The following is a 14,280-nucleotide window of genomic DNA, read 5'->3' as shown; positions in this document are numbered from 1 at the left end:
GTAAGCAGCGGGGGTCAGCCCTGCCAGCTGTGCGGGGCGCGGAAGCCCGGGGTGCGCTCCAGGCGGCGCCAGCCGGCCGTGTCGCGGACCCGGGTGGGGGCGGTGGCGGGCTGGGCGGCGGCGCGGGCGAGGAGGACCGCGGTGATCGCGGCCAGTTCCTCGGGGTCCGCGAGGCCCTTCTCGACGCGCAGCACGGATTCGGCGGTGGCAGTGGTCATGAGTGGGTTCTCCGTCTTCTACTGCGGCGGGTTGCCGTGCTTGCGGGACGGCAGGTCGGCGTGCTTGGTGCGGAGCATCGCGAGCGAGGCGATCAGGACCTCGCGGGTCTCGGCCGGGTCGATGACGTCGTCGACCAGGCCGCGCTCGGCGGCGTAGTAGGGGTGCATCAGCTCGGTCTTGTACTCCTTGACCATGCGGGTCCGCATGGCCTCGGAGTCCTCGGCCTCCGCGATCTGCCGCCGGAAGATGACGTTGGCGGCGCCCTCCGCGCCCATCACGGCGATCTCGTTGGTGGGCCAGGCGTAGGTGAGGTCCGCGCCGATGGACTGGCTGTCCATGACGATGTAGGCACCGCCGTACGCCTTGCGCAGGATCAGGGAGATCCGCGGCACCGTCGCGTTGCAGTACGCGTAGAGCAGCTTCGCGCCGTGCCGGATGATCCCACCGTGCTCCTGATCGACGCCGGGCAGGAAGCCGGGTACGTCCAGAAGAGTGATGATGGGGATGTTGAAGGCGTCACACATCTGGACGAATCGCGCGGCCTTCTCGGACGCCTCGATGTCCAGCACACCGGCCAGGGCCTGGGGCTGGTTGGCGACGATGCCGACGACCTGGCCGTCCATCCGGGCCAGGGCGCAGATGATGTTGCGGGCCCAGCGCTCGTGGATCTCCAGGTAGTCGCCGTCGTCGACGAGCTCCTCGATGACCTTGTGCATGTCGTACGGGCGGTTGCCGTCGGCCGGGACCAGGTCCAGGAGGGCGTCGCCGCGCCGGTCGGCCGGGTCGTCGCTCGCCGCGGTGGGCGGGTTCTCCCGGTTGTTGGAGGGGAGCATCCCGATGAGGTACCGGACCTCGGCGATGCAGGTCTCCTCGTCGTCGTACGCGAAGTGCGCGACGCCCGAGGTCTCGGCGTGGACATCCGCGCCGCCCAGGCCGTTCTGGGTGATCTCCTCGCCGGTGACCGCCTTCACGACATCCGGACCGGTGATGAACATCTGCGAGGTCTCACGGACCATGAACACGAAGTCCGTCAGAGCGGGGCTGTAGGCCGCGCCACCCGCACAAGGGCCGAGCATCACACTGATCTGCGGGATGACACCGGACGCCCTGGTGTTGCGCTGGAAGATACCGCCGTATCCGGCGAGCGCGGACACACCCTCCTGAATACGGGCACCGGCGCCGTCGTTCAGGGACACCAGCGGCGCACCGGCCGAAATGGCCATGTCCATGATCTTATGGATCTTCGTGGCGTGGGCCTCGCCCAGGGCGCCGCCGAAGATCCGGAAGTCGTGGGCGTACACGAAGACCGTCCGGCCCTCGACCGTGCCCCAGCCGGTGACGACACCGTCGGTGTACGGCTTCTTGGCCTCCAGGCCGAAACCTGTCGCCCGGTGCCGGCGCAGCTGCTCGACCTCGTGGAAGGAACCCGGGTCGAGGAGGAGCTCGATGCGCTCGTGGGCGGTCAGCTTGCCCTTGGCGTGCTGTGCCTCGGTCGCCCGGTCACTGGGTCCGCGCCGGGCCTGCTCGCGCAGTGCCAGCAGTTCGGCCACACGGCCGCGGGTGTCGCTCGGCTCGCCCTGGGTTTCGTCCACAACGGTCATGTAACGACCCTACGAACCCCGCCAAGAAAATCTCGCCGTCGACTCCGTACAGTCTCCTGCCCGGATTACTGGTGGAGCCTGACAGATGCCCGGGCCCATGCAGGCGAAGTACCAGCCGGTACCGGGTTCTGCTTGTGGGGGTCCCACAAAGGGTTCACTGTGGTCTGCCGCACACGCCGGTGAGCCGGGGCACCCGGTCCAGCTGGGCGTCCTGGACCTTCTGAATGTCCTCCAGGCGCGGCAGCACCGGTTCGTCCGGGTGGGCCACGGTCAGCAGCACCGCCTCGTAGAAGGCGTCCCGCACCGCGGCCGGCATCACGTCCGACGCGTCCAGGCACAACGGCACCCGCTGGTCCGTGAGCCGGCGCCCGACCTCCCGCTCGACCGCGCCCTTGCGGGCCGGGACCGCGGAGTTGGCCGAAAAGACCCCGCCCGCACGGCCCCACCGCTCCTGGGCCTTCTCGGACGTGAGGTGCCGGATCATCGTCCGGGCCCGGTCACCGTCCCCGAACAGCGCGGCGAAGTCCGCCGACACCTCGTGGGCCTTCACGGTATAGGAGCCCCCGGGCAGCAGCGGCGCCGAGTCCGTGAAGGCGGCCCCGGCGCTGCGGTCCCCGTAGAACGAGCGGGCGAAGGAGCCCTGGTGTTCCAGGGAGCAGCCGCCCCCGCCGAAGAGCAGCCCGTGTCCGCCGGCCGGGCCGCGGTGGTCCCCCTCCAGGATCTTGAGGCGCGCCTCGCGCGAGCCCTGGGCGAGCAGGCCCGCCCAGGTGGTCCAGGCGGTGACGACGTGTGGGGCGGTCCAGGGCAGGTCGCCGGTGGCCCAGCGCGCGTACAGCACCGCGCCCGCCTGCTGGAGCAGCAGGTCCTCGATCCAGTCGCTGCCGGGCCAGCCGGAGGAGCCGTCGTCGCCCATGGCGGCGCACCAGGCGGCGAGCGGGGCCGGGGCGGGCCGCGGGGTCTCGCCCTCGCGGTACCAGGCGATGGACTTGAGGTCGACCTTGAGCGGCACCCACAGATCCTTCGTTATGCCCTCCGCCTCCGGCAGCCACGGGTGGCCGTACTCCTCGTGGTCGTAGAGGTCCGTGAGCGGCTTGAGCCGGTTGTCGGCGGCGTACTCGACGAGTTCGCCGACGCCGGGCAGGATCGCGATGTCGGGCGGGTTCCCGGCCTGGACCTCGGCGAGCAGCACCTCGCGGGTGGCCGCGGTGCCCTGGTAGGTGTACGGGATGCCGAAGCCGTCCAGGACGTCCTTGAACTGCCGTTCCTGCGCGTCGGTCCAGGGTCCGAGGATCGTCACCCGGGGTTCGGCGTCGCTGCCGCCGGGGGCCGCGAGGCCGCAGCCTGCGGCGGTCAGGAGCAGGGCGAGGACGAGCAGGAGTGCCCGGGGCGGCCGCCTCATCCGGCCCTCCAGTAGTAGTCGGCGTTGAGTCTGCGGCTGAGCCCGGCGGCCGGCAGCAGCAGGACCAGCGCGCCCGCGCCGAGCGCCCCGTAGTAGGTCCAGCTCTGCCAGCTCCGGGCGGCGAGTCCGCCGCGCAGCTCGGTGGAGGCGCGGGTGACGTACTGCTGGGCGTCGGCGAGCCGGTCGGGGTCGCGGGCGGTGTCCGCGGACCGTACGGCGGGGTCGCGGGCGGTGTGCTCGATCCGGACCAGCTGGTGGCGCGCCGCGTCCAGCCGCTCCTGGGTCGCGGCGGTCGCCCACAGCGGTACGACGGCGAGGGCGACGGCCACCAGGAGCGTCGGCAGCAGCCACGGGTCCAGGCTGTACCCGCAGCGGCGGCGCAGCAGCCGGAGCGCGCTGAGCGTGGTGAGGGCGAGGACGAGCAGGCCGAGTTCGGCGACGGCCCAGCCGGTGACCTGGAGGGGGCCGAGGGTGCTGATCCGGCCCATCCGGCGCATCTGGTGGTCCTGGAGGACGTCGAGACGGGGCACGACGCCGGTGCCGGGCCGGTTCAGCTGGCGGTCCGCGTCGCTCATCTTCTGCCGCTGCATCAGGTCGTCGTGCACATATTTGACGGTGCCGGGCGTGATGGAGCCGCTGTACGAGGTGAGCACCCCGGTGACGGTCGCCAGGACGCCCCGGCCGCGCTCGCCGTCGATCTGGACGTCGGAGAGCCGGGAGAGGCCCTGGCTCGCGGCGGAGAGCTGGGCCTCGTAGCGGGCCCCGGCGCCGACGACCTCGTCGATCCCGAAGCGCACGGAGACCTCGGCCTCCTGGTGGGCGCGGAGCAGGGCGAGCTGGGTCGCGGCGACGCCCTGGACGGCGGGGGCGGCGTGGGTGCGCATCTCCCCGGCCGCGTTCTGGACCTCGCGGTACGAGACGAGGAGCGCGGTCATCGAGACGAGCGCGGCGAGCACGATGACGGCCAGGTGGAGTTCGAGCAGCCGCCGGGTGCGGGAGCCGGTGAGCCCGCGGGCCCGGAAGGCGCGCGTCCAGTGGGTGGGCCGGGGCTTCACAGATGCCTCCCGCAGACGATGCAGTGCCGGGCGCCCGGGCCGGCGGGGTGGCGGCAGCCGGGGCACTTGCCGGGCGGGCCCCCGGTGTGCGCGGGCAGATCGAGCAGGGGTCCGGAGGCGGCGTGCAGCCGCCCCTCGCGCACGGTCCCCAGGTCGACGGTGGCCCCGACGCGGACCAGGCCCCGCGCCCCGTCCACGATGTCGGCCACCTTGCGGACGTCGGCGAGGACCCAGGCGGCGCCGATCTCGTGGGCCAGCCGGACCGCGAGCCCGAAATGCCGCTCGGCCTCCTCCCGGCTGAGGGGGTCCAGCGCCGCGTAGCCCCGGTCGAGCGCGGTCCGCATCCGGGTGGCGGCGTTCATCGCGTCGAGCGTGCCGCCCCCGCCGCCGCCCGCGCCCACGGCGACGCCGGGCGGCAGCCAGCGGACCACGAGCGGGGCGGTGGCCTCGCCCACGGACACCGTGGCGAGCTGGAGCAGCACGCCGAGCGGGTCGGCGCTCGCGTCCGCCCGCACGGAGAGCAGGTAGTCCCGGGCGCCCGGCTCCCACTGGTGGGTGGCGAAGTCGTACCGGTGCGGGTGCCCGGGTGCGGTCACCGGTACGAGGGGGTGCTGCCGGGGCTGCCGCTCGCTGAGGGCGATCCCGGTGACGGCGGGGCGGCCGGTGACGGTGACGGGCAGTTCGGGGCTCCGGACCCGGCGCAGCCGACGCAGTGTCCCGGTGACGGCGGGGGCGAAGCGGTCGGGCGCGGTCTCGGCCGTGCCGTGCAGCCCTTCGGTGAGGGCGAGCAGCGGTGCCGGGTCCCAGTCGGCGCCGAGCGCGAGGACGTCCGCGCTGAACTGCCCCTCGCACGCGGCGATCCCGGCGCCGAGGGCCGCCTCGCCCGCCGGGTCGTGCCCGCCGCCGTCGGTGACGAGGATCAGATGGCGTACGGGCAGGGTGCGTTGGCCGAAGAGGGTCCGGGCGGCGGTGAGCCAGGCCCCGTATCCCGGTGCCGGCCGGTCGTCGGGGGTCGGGGCGACGCGCCCCGCGCTGAACGCGGCACGCCGCTTCTCGTCGGTGTCCGCGAGCGCCCAGGGCCCGCGCAGCGGGTAGCAGCGCCCGGGCTCGTCGTCCCCGGCGCCCCCGAGCACGGCGAACGACAGCCCGTCCGGCAGGGCGCGCAGGGCGGCGGCGAGCGCGGTGGCGGCGTCGGTCCGGCGCGCGGGGGCGACGTCCAGGGCGAGGACGACGGCGAGCTCGGTGGCGGGCCGCTGGTCGCGGGGCCCGGTGCCGGTGGCCTTGACGCGCACATGGGCGTCGATCCGGGTGTCGTGGTGCGGCTGCTGGTCGCGCCGGACGTCGACGGACACGGCGAACCGGAGCCCGGTCGGCGACGGGTCGGGTGCGGCCATGAAACGGATCTCCTGGGGTAGGGCGTCGGGGCGCGGGCGGTTCGTGGGGGCCCGCCGCACCTCAGAACCGCGTCTGCGGGCGCACCGCGTGCGACAGGTCGATGAGCCGTTCGTACTCCGCCGGTTTCTGGCGTTGGCGGGCCAGCCAGCGGTAGCACTGCTCCAGTTCCGCGCGGACCTCCCGTTCGCCGGGGACGGGCGGCGGCGGGAGGCCCCTGCGCAGCCATGTCCGGTGCGGGGGCCGGGGGGCGGCCGTGGCGCGGACCGCGTCGAGTTTCCACTCGTACAGCTCGGTGCGCAGCAGCCAGGCCGCCTCGTCGCCCGCGACGACCGGGCCGGTCAGCGCGGCGAGCGCGGCGTCGATCTCGCCCGGCCCGGGCAGCGGGTGCGCGCCCGAGGCGAGCCGGGCGGCCCGGATGCGCAGGGCGGCGACGCGGGCCACGGTGTGGTCGCGGGACTCGTCGGGGACCAGGTCCAGGACGTGGCCGGCGGCGGTCCGGTCGCCCCGGGCCAGGGCGAGCCGGGCGAGGCCGAGGGCGGCGCCGACGTGCGAGGGGTTGCGGGCGTGCACCGCGCGGAACAGTTCGTACGCGGACGGGCCCGGCGGGTGGCCGGTGGACGTGCCGGACCTTGGCGGGTGGCCGGTGGACGTGCCGGGCCCGACCTGCTCCGCGCAGTACGCGAGGGCCAGTTTCGCCGCGTACTCGCCGGGCAGGGCGCGGTGCACGGCCGAGAAGTGGCCGTGCGCGTCCGTCAGCAGCGCCTGCCGCTCCCCCTCGCGCACGTCCGCGCCGCGCAGCGCGACCAGGCCGCGGTGCCAGCTGAGGCGCCATTGCCGCACCGGTCCCGGCCCGGGGATCGCGGCCGCCGCCTCGACCTGCTCCTGGGCGGCGGCCAGCGCGTCGGGGCCCTCCTGGCCGAGCAGCAACCGGGCGTTGTGCAGGCAGATTTCGACGGACCGCTCCCCCTCGGCGGGCTGGGCGAGCGGCTGGCCGGGGTCGTAGCTGCTGACGCCGAAGCGGGCGGCCTGCGGGTCGCCGGGGTAGGGCCGGGGCACCGGCAGCCGGCGGGCGATCTCGGTCGGGGTCGGCGTGCCGGGGTCCAGGGTGGGCGCCGGGGGCGTCTCGCGGCGGCTGTGCAGCGGGCGGCGCAGCCAGTGCGCGTAGTCCGGGACCGAGCCGAGGCGGGCGCCGAGCAGTTCGGTGGAGGGCGTGAAGTGGGCGGAGGGTTCGGGCTGGTCGCGCTTGCCGCGCAGGGCCCGGATCTCGCGCAGCACCCCGCGCAGCTGCCCGGCCATGTCCTCGGCGGTGCCGAAGCGTTCCTCGGGGTCCTCGGCGGTGGCCCGCGCCACGACGAGCCGGAAGGAGCTGGTGCCGAGCCCGGGGACGTCGTCGCCGACCGCCCAGCGGGCCAGTTCGTCGAGGGTGACGCCGACCGTGTGCACGTCGTGGGCCACGGTGAGCGGCTTGGTGCCGTCCGTCTCGGGGGCCGCGAAGTACGGGGTGATCACGGGCGGGGGGTCGACGCTGCCCGCCTTGCGGACGCCCCCGAGGTCGATGACCTTGATGCCGTCGAGGTGGTGGATCACGTTCGACGGCTTCATGTCCCCGTAGAGGAAGCCCATCCCGTGCAGATGGGACAGGGCCTCCAGGATCTGGCAGCCGTAGGTGACGACATGTTCGATGTCGAGGACGAAGGCGCCCCGCCGGACGGACTCGACCAGCGCGGACAGGGTGCGGTCGCCGACGTCCTCCATGACGATGTAGCCGCCGGAGACCGTGCCGTCGGCGTTGGCCGTGGAGACGAAGTCGCGGATCTGGACGATCCGTTCGTGCCGGATGGCGACCAGGCTGCGGCGCTCCTCACCGGCCTGGGCGGCGCCGCGCTCGGCGTAGCGGTTGAGGAGCCCCTTGACGGCGACGAAGTCCTCCAGGTGGGTGTCCTCGGCGAGGTAGACCCAGCCCTGCCCGCCGTGCGCGATGGGGCCCCGGATGACGTACTGGTCCTGGAGCGGCGGGCCGTCCTTGGTGAGCTCGGGGCGGTACGAGTAGCGCGCCCCGCACACCGGGCAGTACCCCTCGTCCGGGGGCGGCGCGGCGGTGTGCGGCGGGACGAACGCGGTGGAGCAGGACTTGACGGAGCAGGTCATCACGATGCGCACGGGGTGCTCGGCGGCGGCGAGCCGTTCGGCCGGGCTGCCCGGGTCGAGCAGCGGGAGTTCGAGGAGCCCGGCGGGGCCGTGGTCCTCGGGCGCGCCGGGCAGCGGCGGCAGGCCGGGGGCGGTCTCGCCGCGGCCGCAGGTGTCGCAGTAGCCGGTGGACCGGACGGCGCCGGTGCAGGGGCCGCCGGTGAAGCGGCGGTGCGGGCAGGGAATCCTCATGGGCGGCCCATGGGTCCGGTGCGCTGTCCGGGCAGTCCGGCGGGCCCGCCGAGGTCGGCGCGTAAGTCGCGTAACAGCTGCTTGAGCCCTACCAGCCGGGCGTGCGGCTCGCGCAGCGCCCGCAGCTCCGCCAGGCGCCGGCGGCGGGCCGCCGGGTCGGTGGCCGGGCGCGGGGGCGCCGAGGCGGAGTCGGTGAGGCCGTCCAGGCGGGCCCAGGCACGCTCCATCCGCTCGGCCCCGCGCACCAGTTCCTCGGCACGTTCGTCCAGGGCCGGTACGAGCAGGTCGCGTTCGACCGCGCCGGGGGCCGGGCCGTCCGTGCCGCGTACGACGACGAGCAGCCGGAAGCCGAGGGCGCGCACCCGGGCGAGGACGCGGACGAGCGCCGCCGGGTCCGGCTCCTCGTCCAGGCCGACCACCGCGAGGACCGGGCCGGCGGCGGGGCGTCCGGCGAGGGAGCGTTCGGGTTCGTCGCCGCCTTCGAGGAGCCAGTCGCGGTAGCGGTTGCGCTGGTGGCGCGGGGGCCGCAGCTGGGCGACCAGGGTGTCCACGAGCTCGTCGGGCCGGTGGCGTCCGCCGTGGTGGACGAGGTGGGCGCGGTGCAGCTGGTGGCGCAGGGTGCGGTCGCGGCCGCCGCCCGCCGGGACGACGCCGAAGCGCACGGCGGGCTGGTCGGTGCCCGCGAACCAGCGCCGCAGCCGGGCGGCGAAGGCGTGGTCCCAGCCGTCCGGGCCGCTCAGCTCGGCGACCAGGGGCACGAGTTCCGCGATCCGGTCGACGGGGATCATGTACGAGAAGGCGAGGTCGTTGTCGGTGGGCAGCGCCATTTCCAGGTCGCCGCGCCAGCTGACGACGAGGCCGACGACGCTCTCGGGGCGCTCGCCCCGGCACCCGGTGTGGACGGCGGCGCCGCTGAAACCGGGGCGCACCACCTCCGCGTTGGTGCGGGCGTCGAGCTGCACCCAGTCGCCGTGGAGGCCGCTGATCCGTGCGGCGAGCCACATCCCGTCGGCGTCGAAGGGTGCCGCGTAGCCGCCGAGCCAGACTTCGGCGCCGCGCTCCAGGCGCCGGGACAGGGGCGCGGGTTGGGCCTGGGGGCGGGGGCCGTCCAGGGCGAGGACGGCGATGTCCTCGCGGCCGTCGAGCCAGCCGTCGGGGGCGGCCCGGGCGGCGACGGGCGGGATGGCGGGGTTCTCGGCGAATTCGACCCACATCCGGGCGTCGGACTCCCCGACGACATGGGCGCAGGTCAGCATCCGGTCCTGGGTGATCAGCACCCCGGCCCCGCACACCTCGCCCCGCGGGCCGTCCCGGCGTAACCGCAGTCGCCAGTCCGCTCTCAACTCCCCCATGGCCGAAGAGCGTACGCGCGCACGGGCCCCGCTTCCCAGTGTCCGGACACAAGGACACGGGGGGGGAAGCGGGGCCCGGGGATCTCAGCCGCGGTGGAAGCGGGCGCTGCCCCAGTCCGCGTGGTCGTTGCCGTCGCCGCCGTCACCGGCGATCAGCTCGACGTACGTCGTCGATGAGCTTCCCGTTCCAGCCCAAGCGGGGCGGGACCGGGACATCCGGGGCGCCGTGTTCAGTTTCTGATCACGGGGTTTGCGGGGGGCGAGCGCCATGCAGGCAAGTGCTGCCCACCAGCGTCGAGTTGTGAAGAGTTCTTCTTTTTGAGAGCGCTCTCAGTCACAAGTCTTGACGCCCGTGCCGCGCGTCGAGAAAGTGGTGCGCACCGCGGACGCCCCCGCTCCACCTCCCCCGTACGGTCCACCCGTCCGCGCCCCCCACGTAACCCCGGAGTCGCCTCATGATTTCGCGCCGGAAGTTCCTGACGGGCGGAGCCGCCGCCACCGCCACCGCACTGAGCTACCCGCTCTGGGGCAGCGCGCTGAGCCCGAGCGCGTCGGCCTCCGCCGCCACCTGCGAACTGGCCCTGGTCAACAAGTCGCTGCCCGGCCGCGTCAACGCCTATGTCACCGGCCACGAGCAGGGCACCGGCCGCTGGGTCCTGCTCCGCGCCGACGGCAGCGCCTACCACCCCGACTCCCCCTCGGCGCCGCAGACCCCGCTGCCGGTCGACTGCGCGATCCCGCTGAACGGGGCGGGCGGCGCGCCGGTCGTACTGACTCTGCCTCAGATGTACGGCGCCCGGGTCTACTTCGTCCGCGACGACACCCTGACCTTCTACCTCAACCCGGGCCCGGCCCTGGTCGAGCCCGCGTTCGCCACCTCCACCGACCCGAACTACGGGCGCACCTGGTCGTTCTGCGAGTTCACGTTCAACCCGCAGCAGCTGTACGCCAACATCAGCTACGTCGACCTGGTGACCGCGCTCCCGATCGGCCTGACCCTGGAGGGCGACTCCACGCACACCGTCGCCCCGCTCCCCGACGGCGCCGTGAACCGGATCGCCGACGGCCTCATCGCCCAGGCGGCCGCCGACGGCCAGCCCTGGGACCAGTTGGTGACCCGCGGCGCGGACGGCAGCGTGCTGCGGGTCATCTCTCCGCAGAATCTGATGGCGCCCTACTTCGACCGGCCCGACCAGATGCCGTTCCGCGACCTGTTCACGGCGCAGATCGACCAGGTCTGGGAGAAGTACCGCTCGACGGACCTGCGCATCGACCTCCAGGGCGGGCGCGGCGTGCGCACGGGCCGGGTCAGCGGGGACACGCTGACGTTCGACGGCGGGCACACCTTCGGCAAGCCGGTGTCGAAGGACATCTTCACCTGCAACCACGGTCCTTTCACCAACAACCCGGCGGACAACGACGACAAGAAGGCCCTGCTGGCCCGGCTCGCCGCGGGCTTCAACCGCTCGATCATGCTCAGCCACCCGGACCAGCCCAACGGCACCTCGGTGTCCGACTACTACCAGGGCGCGGTGACCAACCACTGGTCCCGGATCGTCCACGCCAACAGCCCGATCGGCTACGCCTTCCCGTACGACGACGTGCGTCCGGACGGGCAGCCGGACGTCTCGGGCGCCGCGAACGACGGCAACCCGAGGCGGTTCACGGTGAGCGTCGGTTCCTGACCTCGCCCGCAGACCGGGAGGACCCCCGTCCGGGCGGGACGGGGGTCCTTCCCCATGCGTCGGCGCGTACTCAGGCCGCGAGTCCGTTGATGCGGTACTGCATGACCCGGTAGTTCTGGTTGTCGAACCACTGGCTGACGGCGAGGTGGAAGTCCGCGAACGTCGATCCGGGGACGATGAAGCCGCCGTACGGGCTGGCGACCGCGTTCCCCACCTCCAGACCGGGCACGGTCGGCACGATCACGGTCTGTTCGGGGGTGGCGAACAGATTCGACGTGGGCAGCGCGAAGACCTGGGCCCGGATGTCGAGCGGGGCCATGTTGAGCCAGGTCAGGGCATATTTGCCGCCCATGGCCCGGAAGCAGATCTCGCCCCAGCGGCGGGCCCCGGTGATGGTGGTCGGCGCGTTCCCCCAGGCCCAGGCCCCGCCCGCGTACCCCCAGGGCTGGTAGGCGGCCGGGTTGCCGAGGGCGTCCTGCCGTACGCGGTGGAGCAGCAGCCCCGAGGTGACGTCCCGGTTGAAGGCGGTGGACAGGACGTAGCAGTACCCGTCGTCGGCGACCGCGTACGTCTTCTGCTGGAACTGGCCGCCGTACTGGTCGCCGGGCCACTGGCAGAGGTACTGCCAGGTGTTGCCGTTGTCGTCGGAGCGCCAGAAGTCCGAGTGGTGGGTGCGGTAGATGACCCCGCGCATCAGGTGCATGTACATCGTGGAGCCGATGGTGAACACATCGGACGGGATGGCGGTGGTGCCGCCCGCGTGCCCCTCGGGGACGAGCCCGCCGGCGTGGGCGCCGCCGACGCTCCCGTCGATGACGAGGGAGCCGAGGGAGGGGTTCGAGGCCCGCAGGCCGACCGGGGCGCGCCAGTCGGGCCCGCCGACCCCGCCGCCGTCGAAGGTGTCGCCGCAGACAAAGAGCATCGAGCCGTCCGGGCAGCGGGCCGGGATGCCGAGGTCGGTCCAGGGCGCGGCGAAGCGGCCGGTCTCCGCCGGGCCGGTGAGATTGCGGACCTTGCCGCCGGTGACGAAGGACGCGGCGCTCGCGGCCGGCGTCCCGGCGGCGATCCCGGCCGCGGCGAGGGCGGCTCCGGCGCCGGTGCGCAGCAGGGCGCGGCGGCTCGGGTTGTTGGCGTGCATGGGCAGCTCCTGTGGGGAGGCGGTCAGCAGCCGCCGCAGTTGTAGTAGGTCACGTCCCAGTGGTTGCCCTCGTCGGCGTAGACGTTGCCGGAGGCGGACTTGTACTGGGGGGCGCCGTCGCCGCGCAGGCCGATGTAGGTGAACGCGCTCTTCACGTAGTTGGTGAGGCAGGTGGTCTTGCCGAAGTCCAGCTTGTAGCCGTTCCAGTGCGAGTACGTGCCGCTCGCGTGCCCGGTCTCCGTGCCGCCGGTGATGTTCAGGGCGCAGCCGGTGGCGCTCTTCAGGGTCTGGGCGCCCTGTGCGGTCGGCAGGTTGAGCTGGTCGAAGGAGGTGCAGGTGGAGACGTTCCGGTTGGAGCAGCCGCCGGAGGACGACCAGGTGACGCCGGAGGAGCTGAAGCGGGAGGTCGCCTGGCTGTGGGTGAGCTTGGTGACGGCGTACGCGTCGGTCGTGCCGCTCACCAGGCCGAAGCCGGGCGCGAAGAGGACGCCGAGCACGAGGGCGAGGGCGGTCAGGACGGGGCGCAGCGTCATCCGGGGGAGCCGGGGTGCGTGGAAGACCATGGGGGGATTCTCCTCCTGTGCATGACAAAGGGGCAGGGGAGATGGTGCCCCAGTTCTACGCGCGTCGCCAGGGGGCTTCGCGTAACGGCCGCGTGAACAGATCGCGGACGATGCGACGATCCTCGGCATAGATGTTGAACTTTGAACAAGATAGGTCTACAGTCGAAGTCGTTGAAGGTTAAACAACAGGTCGAGTCCACTCGGCCAGGTCTTCGAGGAGGAGCCATGGCTCTGTTCAACCGCAAGTCCGCCGACGCCGCTGCCGCCGCCACGACCACGGCCGACGTCGACCCCGCCCTGGCCGCGCTGACGGGTGACTACGCGATCGACCCGGCGCACAGCAGCATCGGCTTCACCGTGCGTCACGCCATGGTCACCAACGTACGCGGCTCGTTCGCCGAGCACGAGGGCTCGCTGAAGCTCGACGGCAGCGACCCGGGCAACTCCACGGCCTCCATCGACGTGAAGATCGCCAGCGTGGACACCGGCATCAAGGACCGCGACGGCCACCTGGTGAGCGGCGACTTCTTCGACGTCGAGAAGTTCCCCCTGATGACGTTCCGCTCGACCTCCGCCGAGCAGCTGGGCGGCGACAAGTACCGCGTCACCGGCGACCTGACCATCAAGGACGTGACCCGCCCGCTCGCCATCGACCTGGAGTTCAACGGCTCCGCGACCGACGTCTACGGCAACGAGCGCGTCGGCTTCGAGGGCGGTGCCGAGATCCTGCGCTCCGACTGGGGCCTGACCTGGAACGCGGCGCTGGAGACCGGCGGTGTCATGGTCAGCGACAAGGTGAAGCTGAACTTCGACATCTCCGCGATCAAGGCCGCCCCGCGGGCGTGACCCCTTCCCGGCCGCCGGCCCGGCCACCCGCCTGAACGCCCGCCGCCCCGCCCCGTCGTACGGGAGCGGGGCGGCGGGCCGTGCCGGGCGGTCAGCCCATGGACTTCGCGCCGTCCAGGGATTCCCGGATGATGTCCGCGTGGCCCGAGTGCTGCGCGGTCTCCGCGACGATGTGCATCAGCACACGGCGGGCCGACCACTTCGCGTCCCCGTCGAACCAGGGCGCCTTCGGCAGCGCGTGCGCGGCGCCCAGGTCCGGCAGCGAGACGACCAGCTCGTCGGTCGCCGCCGCCACCTTCTCGTACGCTTCGAGCACGCCGGCCAGCGTCTCGCCCGGCAGCATCCTGAAATCGTCGGCCCGCTTCGCGAAGTCGGCCTCGGTCATCCTGGTGAAGTCCGGCATCGCGGCCGCGCCCTCCACGATGAAGCGGGCCCAGTTCCGCTCGACCGAGGTCACGTGCTTGATCAGGCCACCGAGACACAGCTCGCTCTCCGTGGTCCGCTTCCCGGCCTCCTCGTCGGTCAGGTCGCGGGTGGTGAACCGCAGAAAGTGCCGCTGCTTGCCCAGCGCCTCCAGGAGGTCCGCCCGCTCGTCCGAGCCGGTGGTCACGGTGGCCGTCTCGCTGGCGTTCATGGTGCTGCCTTCCG

General features: G+C 73.2%; 13 protein-coding genes. 2 read left to right on the top strand and 11 right to left on the bottom strand.

Annotated elements, in window-relative coordinates; genetic code table 11:
- Positions 1-14: 14 nt before the first annotated feature.
- The 8 genes from OG338_RS22420 to OG338_RS22385 all read right to left on the bottom strand — a co-directional run bounded on the left by OG338_RS22420 (position 15) and on the right by OG338_RS22385 (position 9,670).
- Positions 15-218: an acyl-CoA carboxylase subunit epsilon gene (locus OG338_RS22420; protein ID WP_018102441.1), complete on the bottom strand. Its 204-nt coding sequence runs from the start codon at positions 216-218 to the stop codon at positions 15-17.
- An 18-nt stretch (positions 219-236) separates the two neighbouring features.
- Positions 237-1,820, bottom strand: a complete 1,584-nt coding sequence (locus tag OG338_RS22415) for an acyl-CoA carboxylase subunit beta (RefSeq protein WP_073863128.1) — start codon at positions 1,818-1,820, stop codon at positions 237-239.
- 154 nt (positions 1,821-1,974) lie between these two features.
- On the bottom strand, positions 1,975-3,219 hold the full coding sequence (locus OG338_RS22410) for a carbohydrate ABC transporter substrate-binding protein (protein ID WP_405939033.1): 1,245 nt from the start codon (positions 3,217-3,219) through the stop codon (positions 1,975-1,977).
- A complete protein-coding gene (locus tag OG338_RS22405) occupies positions 3,216-4,274 on the bottom strand; it encodes a hypothetical protein (RefSeq protein ID WP_405939032.1) in 1,059 nt (352 codons plus the stop codon). Before OG338_RS22405 ends, OG338_RS22410 begins: the two co-directional genes overlap by 4 nt.
- Complete coding sequence (locus tag OG338_RS22400; protein WP_405939031.1) at positions 4,271-5,668, bottom strand: hypothetical protein; 1,398 nt, start codon at positions 5,666-5,668, stop codon at positions 4,271-4,273. The genes OG338_RS22405 and OG338_RS22400 overlap by 4 nt, the downstream gene beginning before the upstream one ends.
- A 61-nt stretch (positions 5,669-5,729) precedes the next feature.
- On the bottom strand, positions 5,730-8,048 hold the full coding sequence (locus OG338_RS22395; protein ID WP_405939030.1) for a tetratricopeptide repeat protein: 2,319 nt from the start codon (positions 8,046-8,048) through the stop codon (positions 5,730-5,732).
- Positions 8,045-9,400, bottom strand: coding sequence for a serine protease (locus tag OG338_RS22390; RefSeq protein WP_405939029.1), 1,356 nt, complete (start codon positions 9,398-9,400; stop codon positions 8,045-8,047). The genes OG338_RS22395 and OG338_RS22390 overlap by 4 nt, the downstream gene beginning before the upstream one ends.
- A gap of 84 nt (positions 9,401-9,484) precedes the next feature.
- Entirely contained in the window at positions 9,485-9,670 is a 186-nt protein-coding gene (locus OG338_RS22385; RefSeq protein WP_405940567.1) for a hypothetical protein, read from the bottom strand.
- A gap of 185 nt (positions 9,671-9,855) precedes the next feature.
- On the opposite strand from OG338_RS22385, the gene OG338_RS22380 reads away from it, so the two are divergent.
- Positions 9,856-11,085, top strand: coding sequence for a glycoside hydrolase family 64 protein (locus OG338_RS22380; protein ID WP_405939028.1), 1,230 nt, complete (start codon positions 9,856-9,858; stop codon positions 11,083-11,085).
- 70 nt (positions 11,086-11,155) lie between these two features.
- Here the strand turns inward: OG338_RS22380 and OG338_RS22375 are convergent, their stop codons facing one another.
- Complete coding sequence (locus OG338_RS22375) at positions 11,156-12,223, bottom strand: DUF4185 domain-containing protein (protein WP_405939027.1); 1,068 nt, start codon at positions 12,221-12,223, stop codon at positions 11,156-11,158.
- A gap of 23 nt (positions 12,224-12,246) precedes the next feature.
- Complete coding sequence (locus OG338_RS22370; RefSeq protein ID WP_405939026.1) at positions 12,247-12,786, bottom strand: hypothetical protein; 540 nt, start codon at positions 12,784-12,786, stop codon at positions 12,247-12,249.
- A 225-nt stretch (positions 12,787-13,011) separates the two neighbouring features.
- Here OG338_RS22370 and OG338_RS22365 point away from each other — a divergent pair, with 225 nt between their 5' ends.
- Positions 13,012-13,632, top strand: coding sequence for a YceI family protein (locus OG338_RS22365; protein WP_405939025.1), 621 nt, complete (start codon positions 13,012-13,014; stop codon positions 13,630-13,632).
- A 91-nt stretch (positions 13,633-13,723) separates the two neighbouring features.
- Here OG338_RS22365 and OG338_RS22360 read toward each other — a convergent pair whose 3' ends face one another.
- Positions 13,724-14,266 (bottom strand): DinB family protein, encoded by a 543-nt coding sequence (locus OG338_RS22360; protein ID WP_405939024.1) that lies wholly within the window; start codon positions 14,264-14,266, stop codon positions 13,724-13,726.
- Positions 14,267-14,280: the final 14 nt, after the last annotated feature.

Origin of the sequence: Streptomyces sp. NBC_00726, from assembly GCF_045161735.1 — a bacterium.
Taxonomy (GTDB): domain Bacteria; phylum Actinomycetota; class Actinomycetes; order Streptomycetales; family Streptomycetaceae; genus Streptomyces.
Note: the sequence above shows the minus strand (reverse complement) of the source record. Positions and strands in the feature narration are given on the sequence as shown.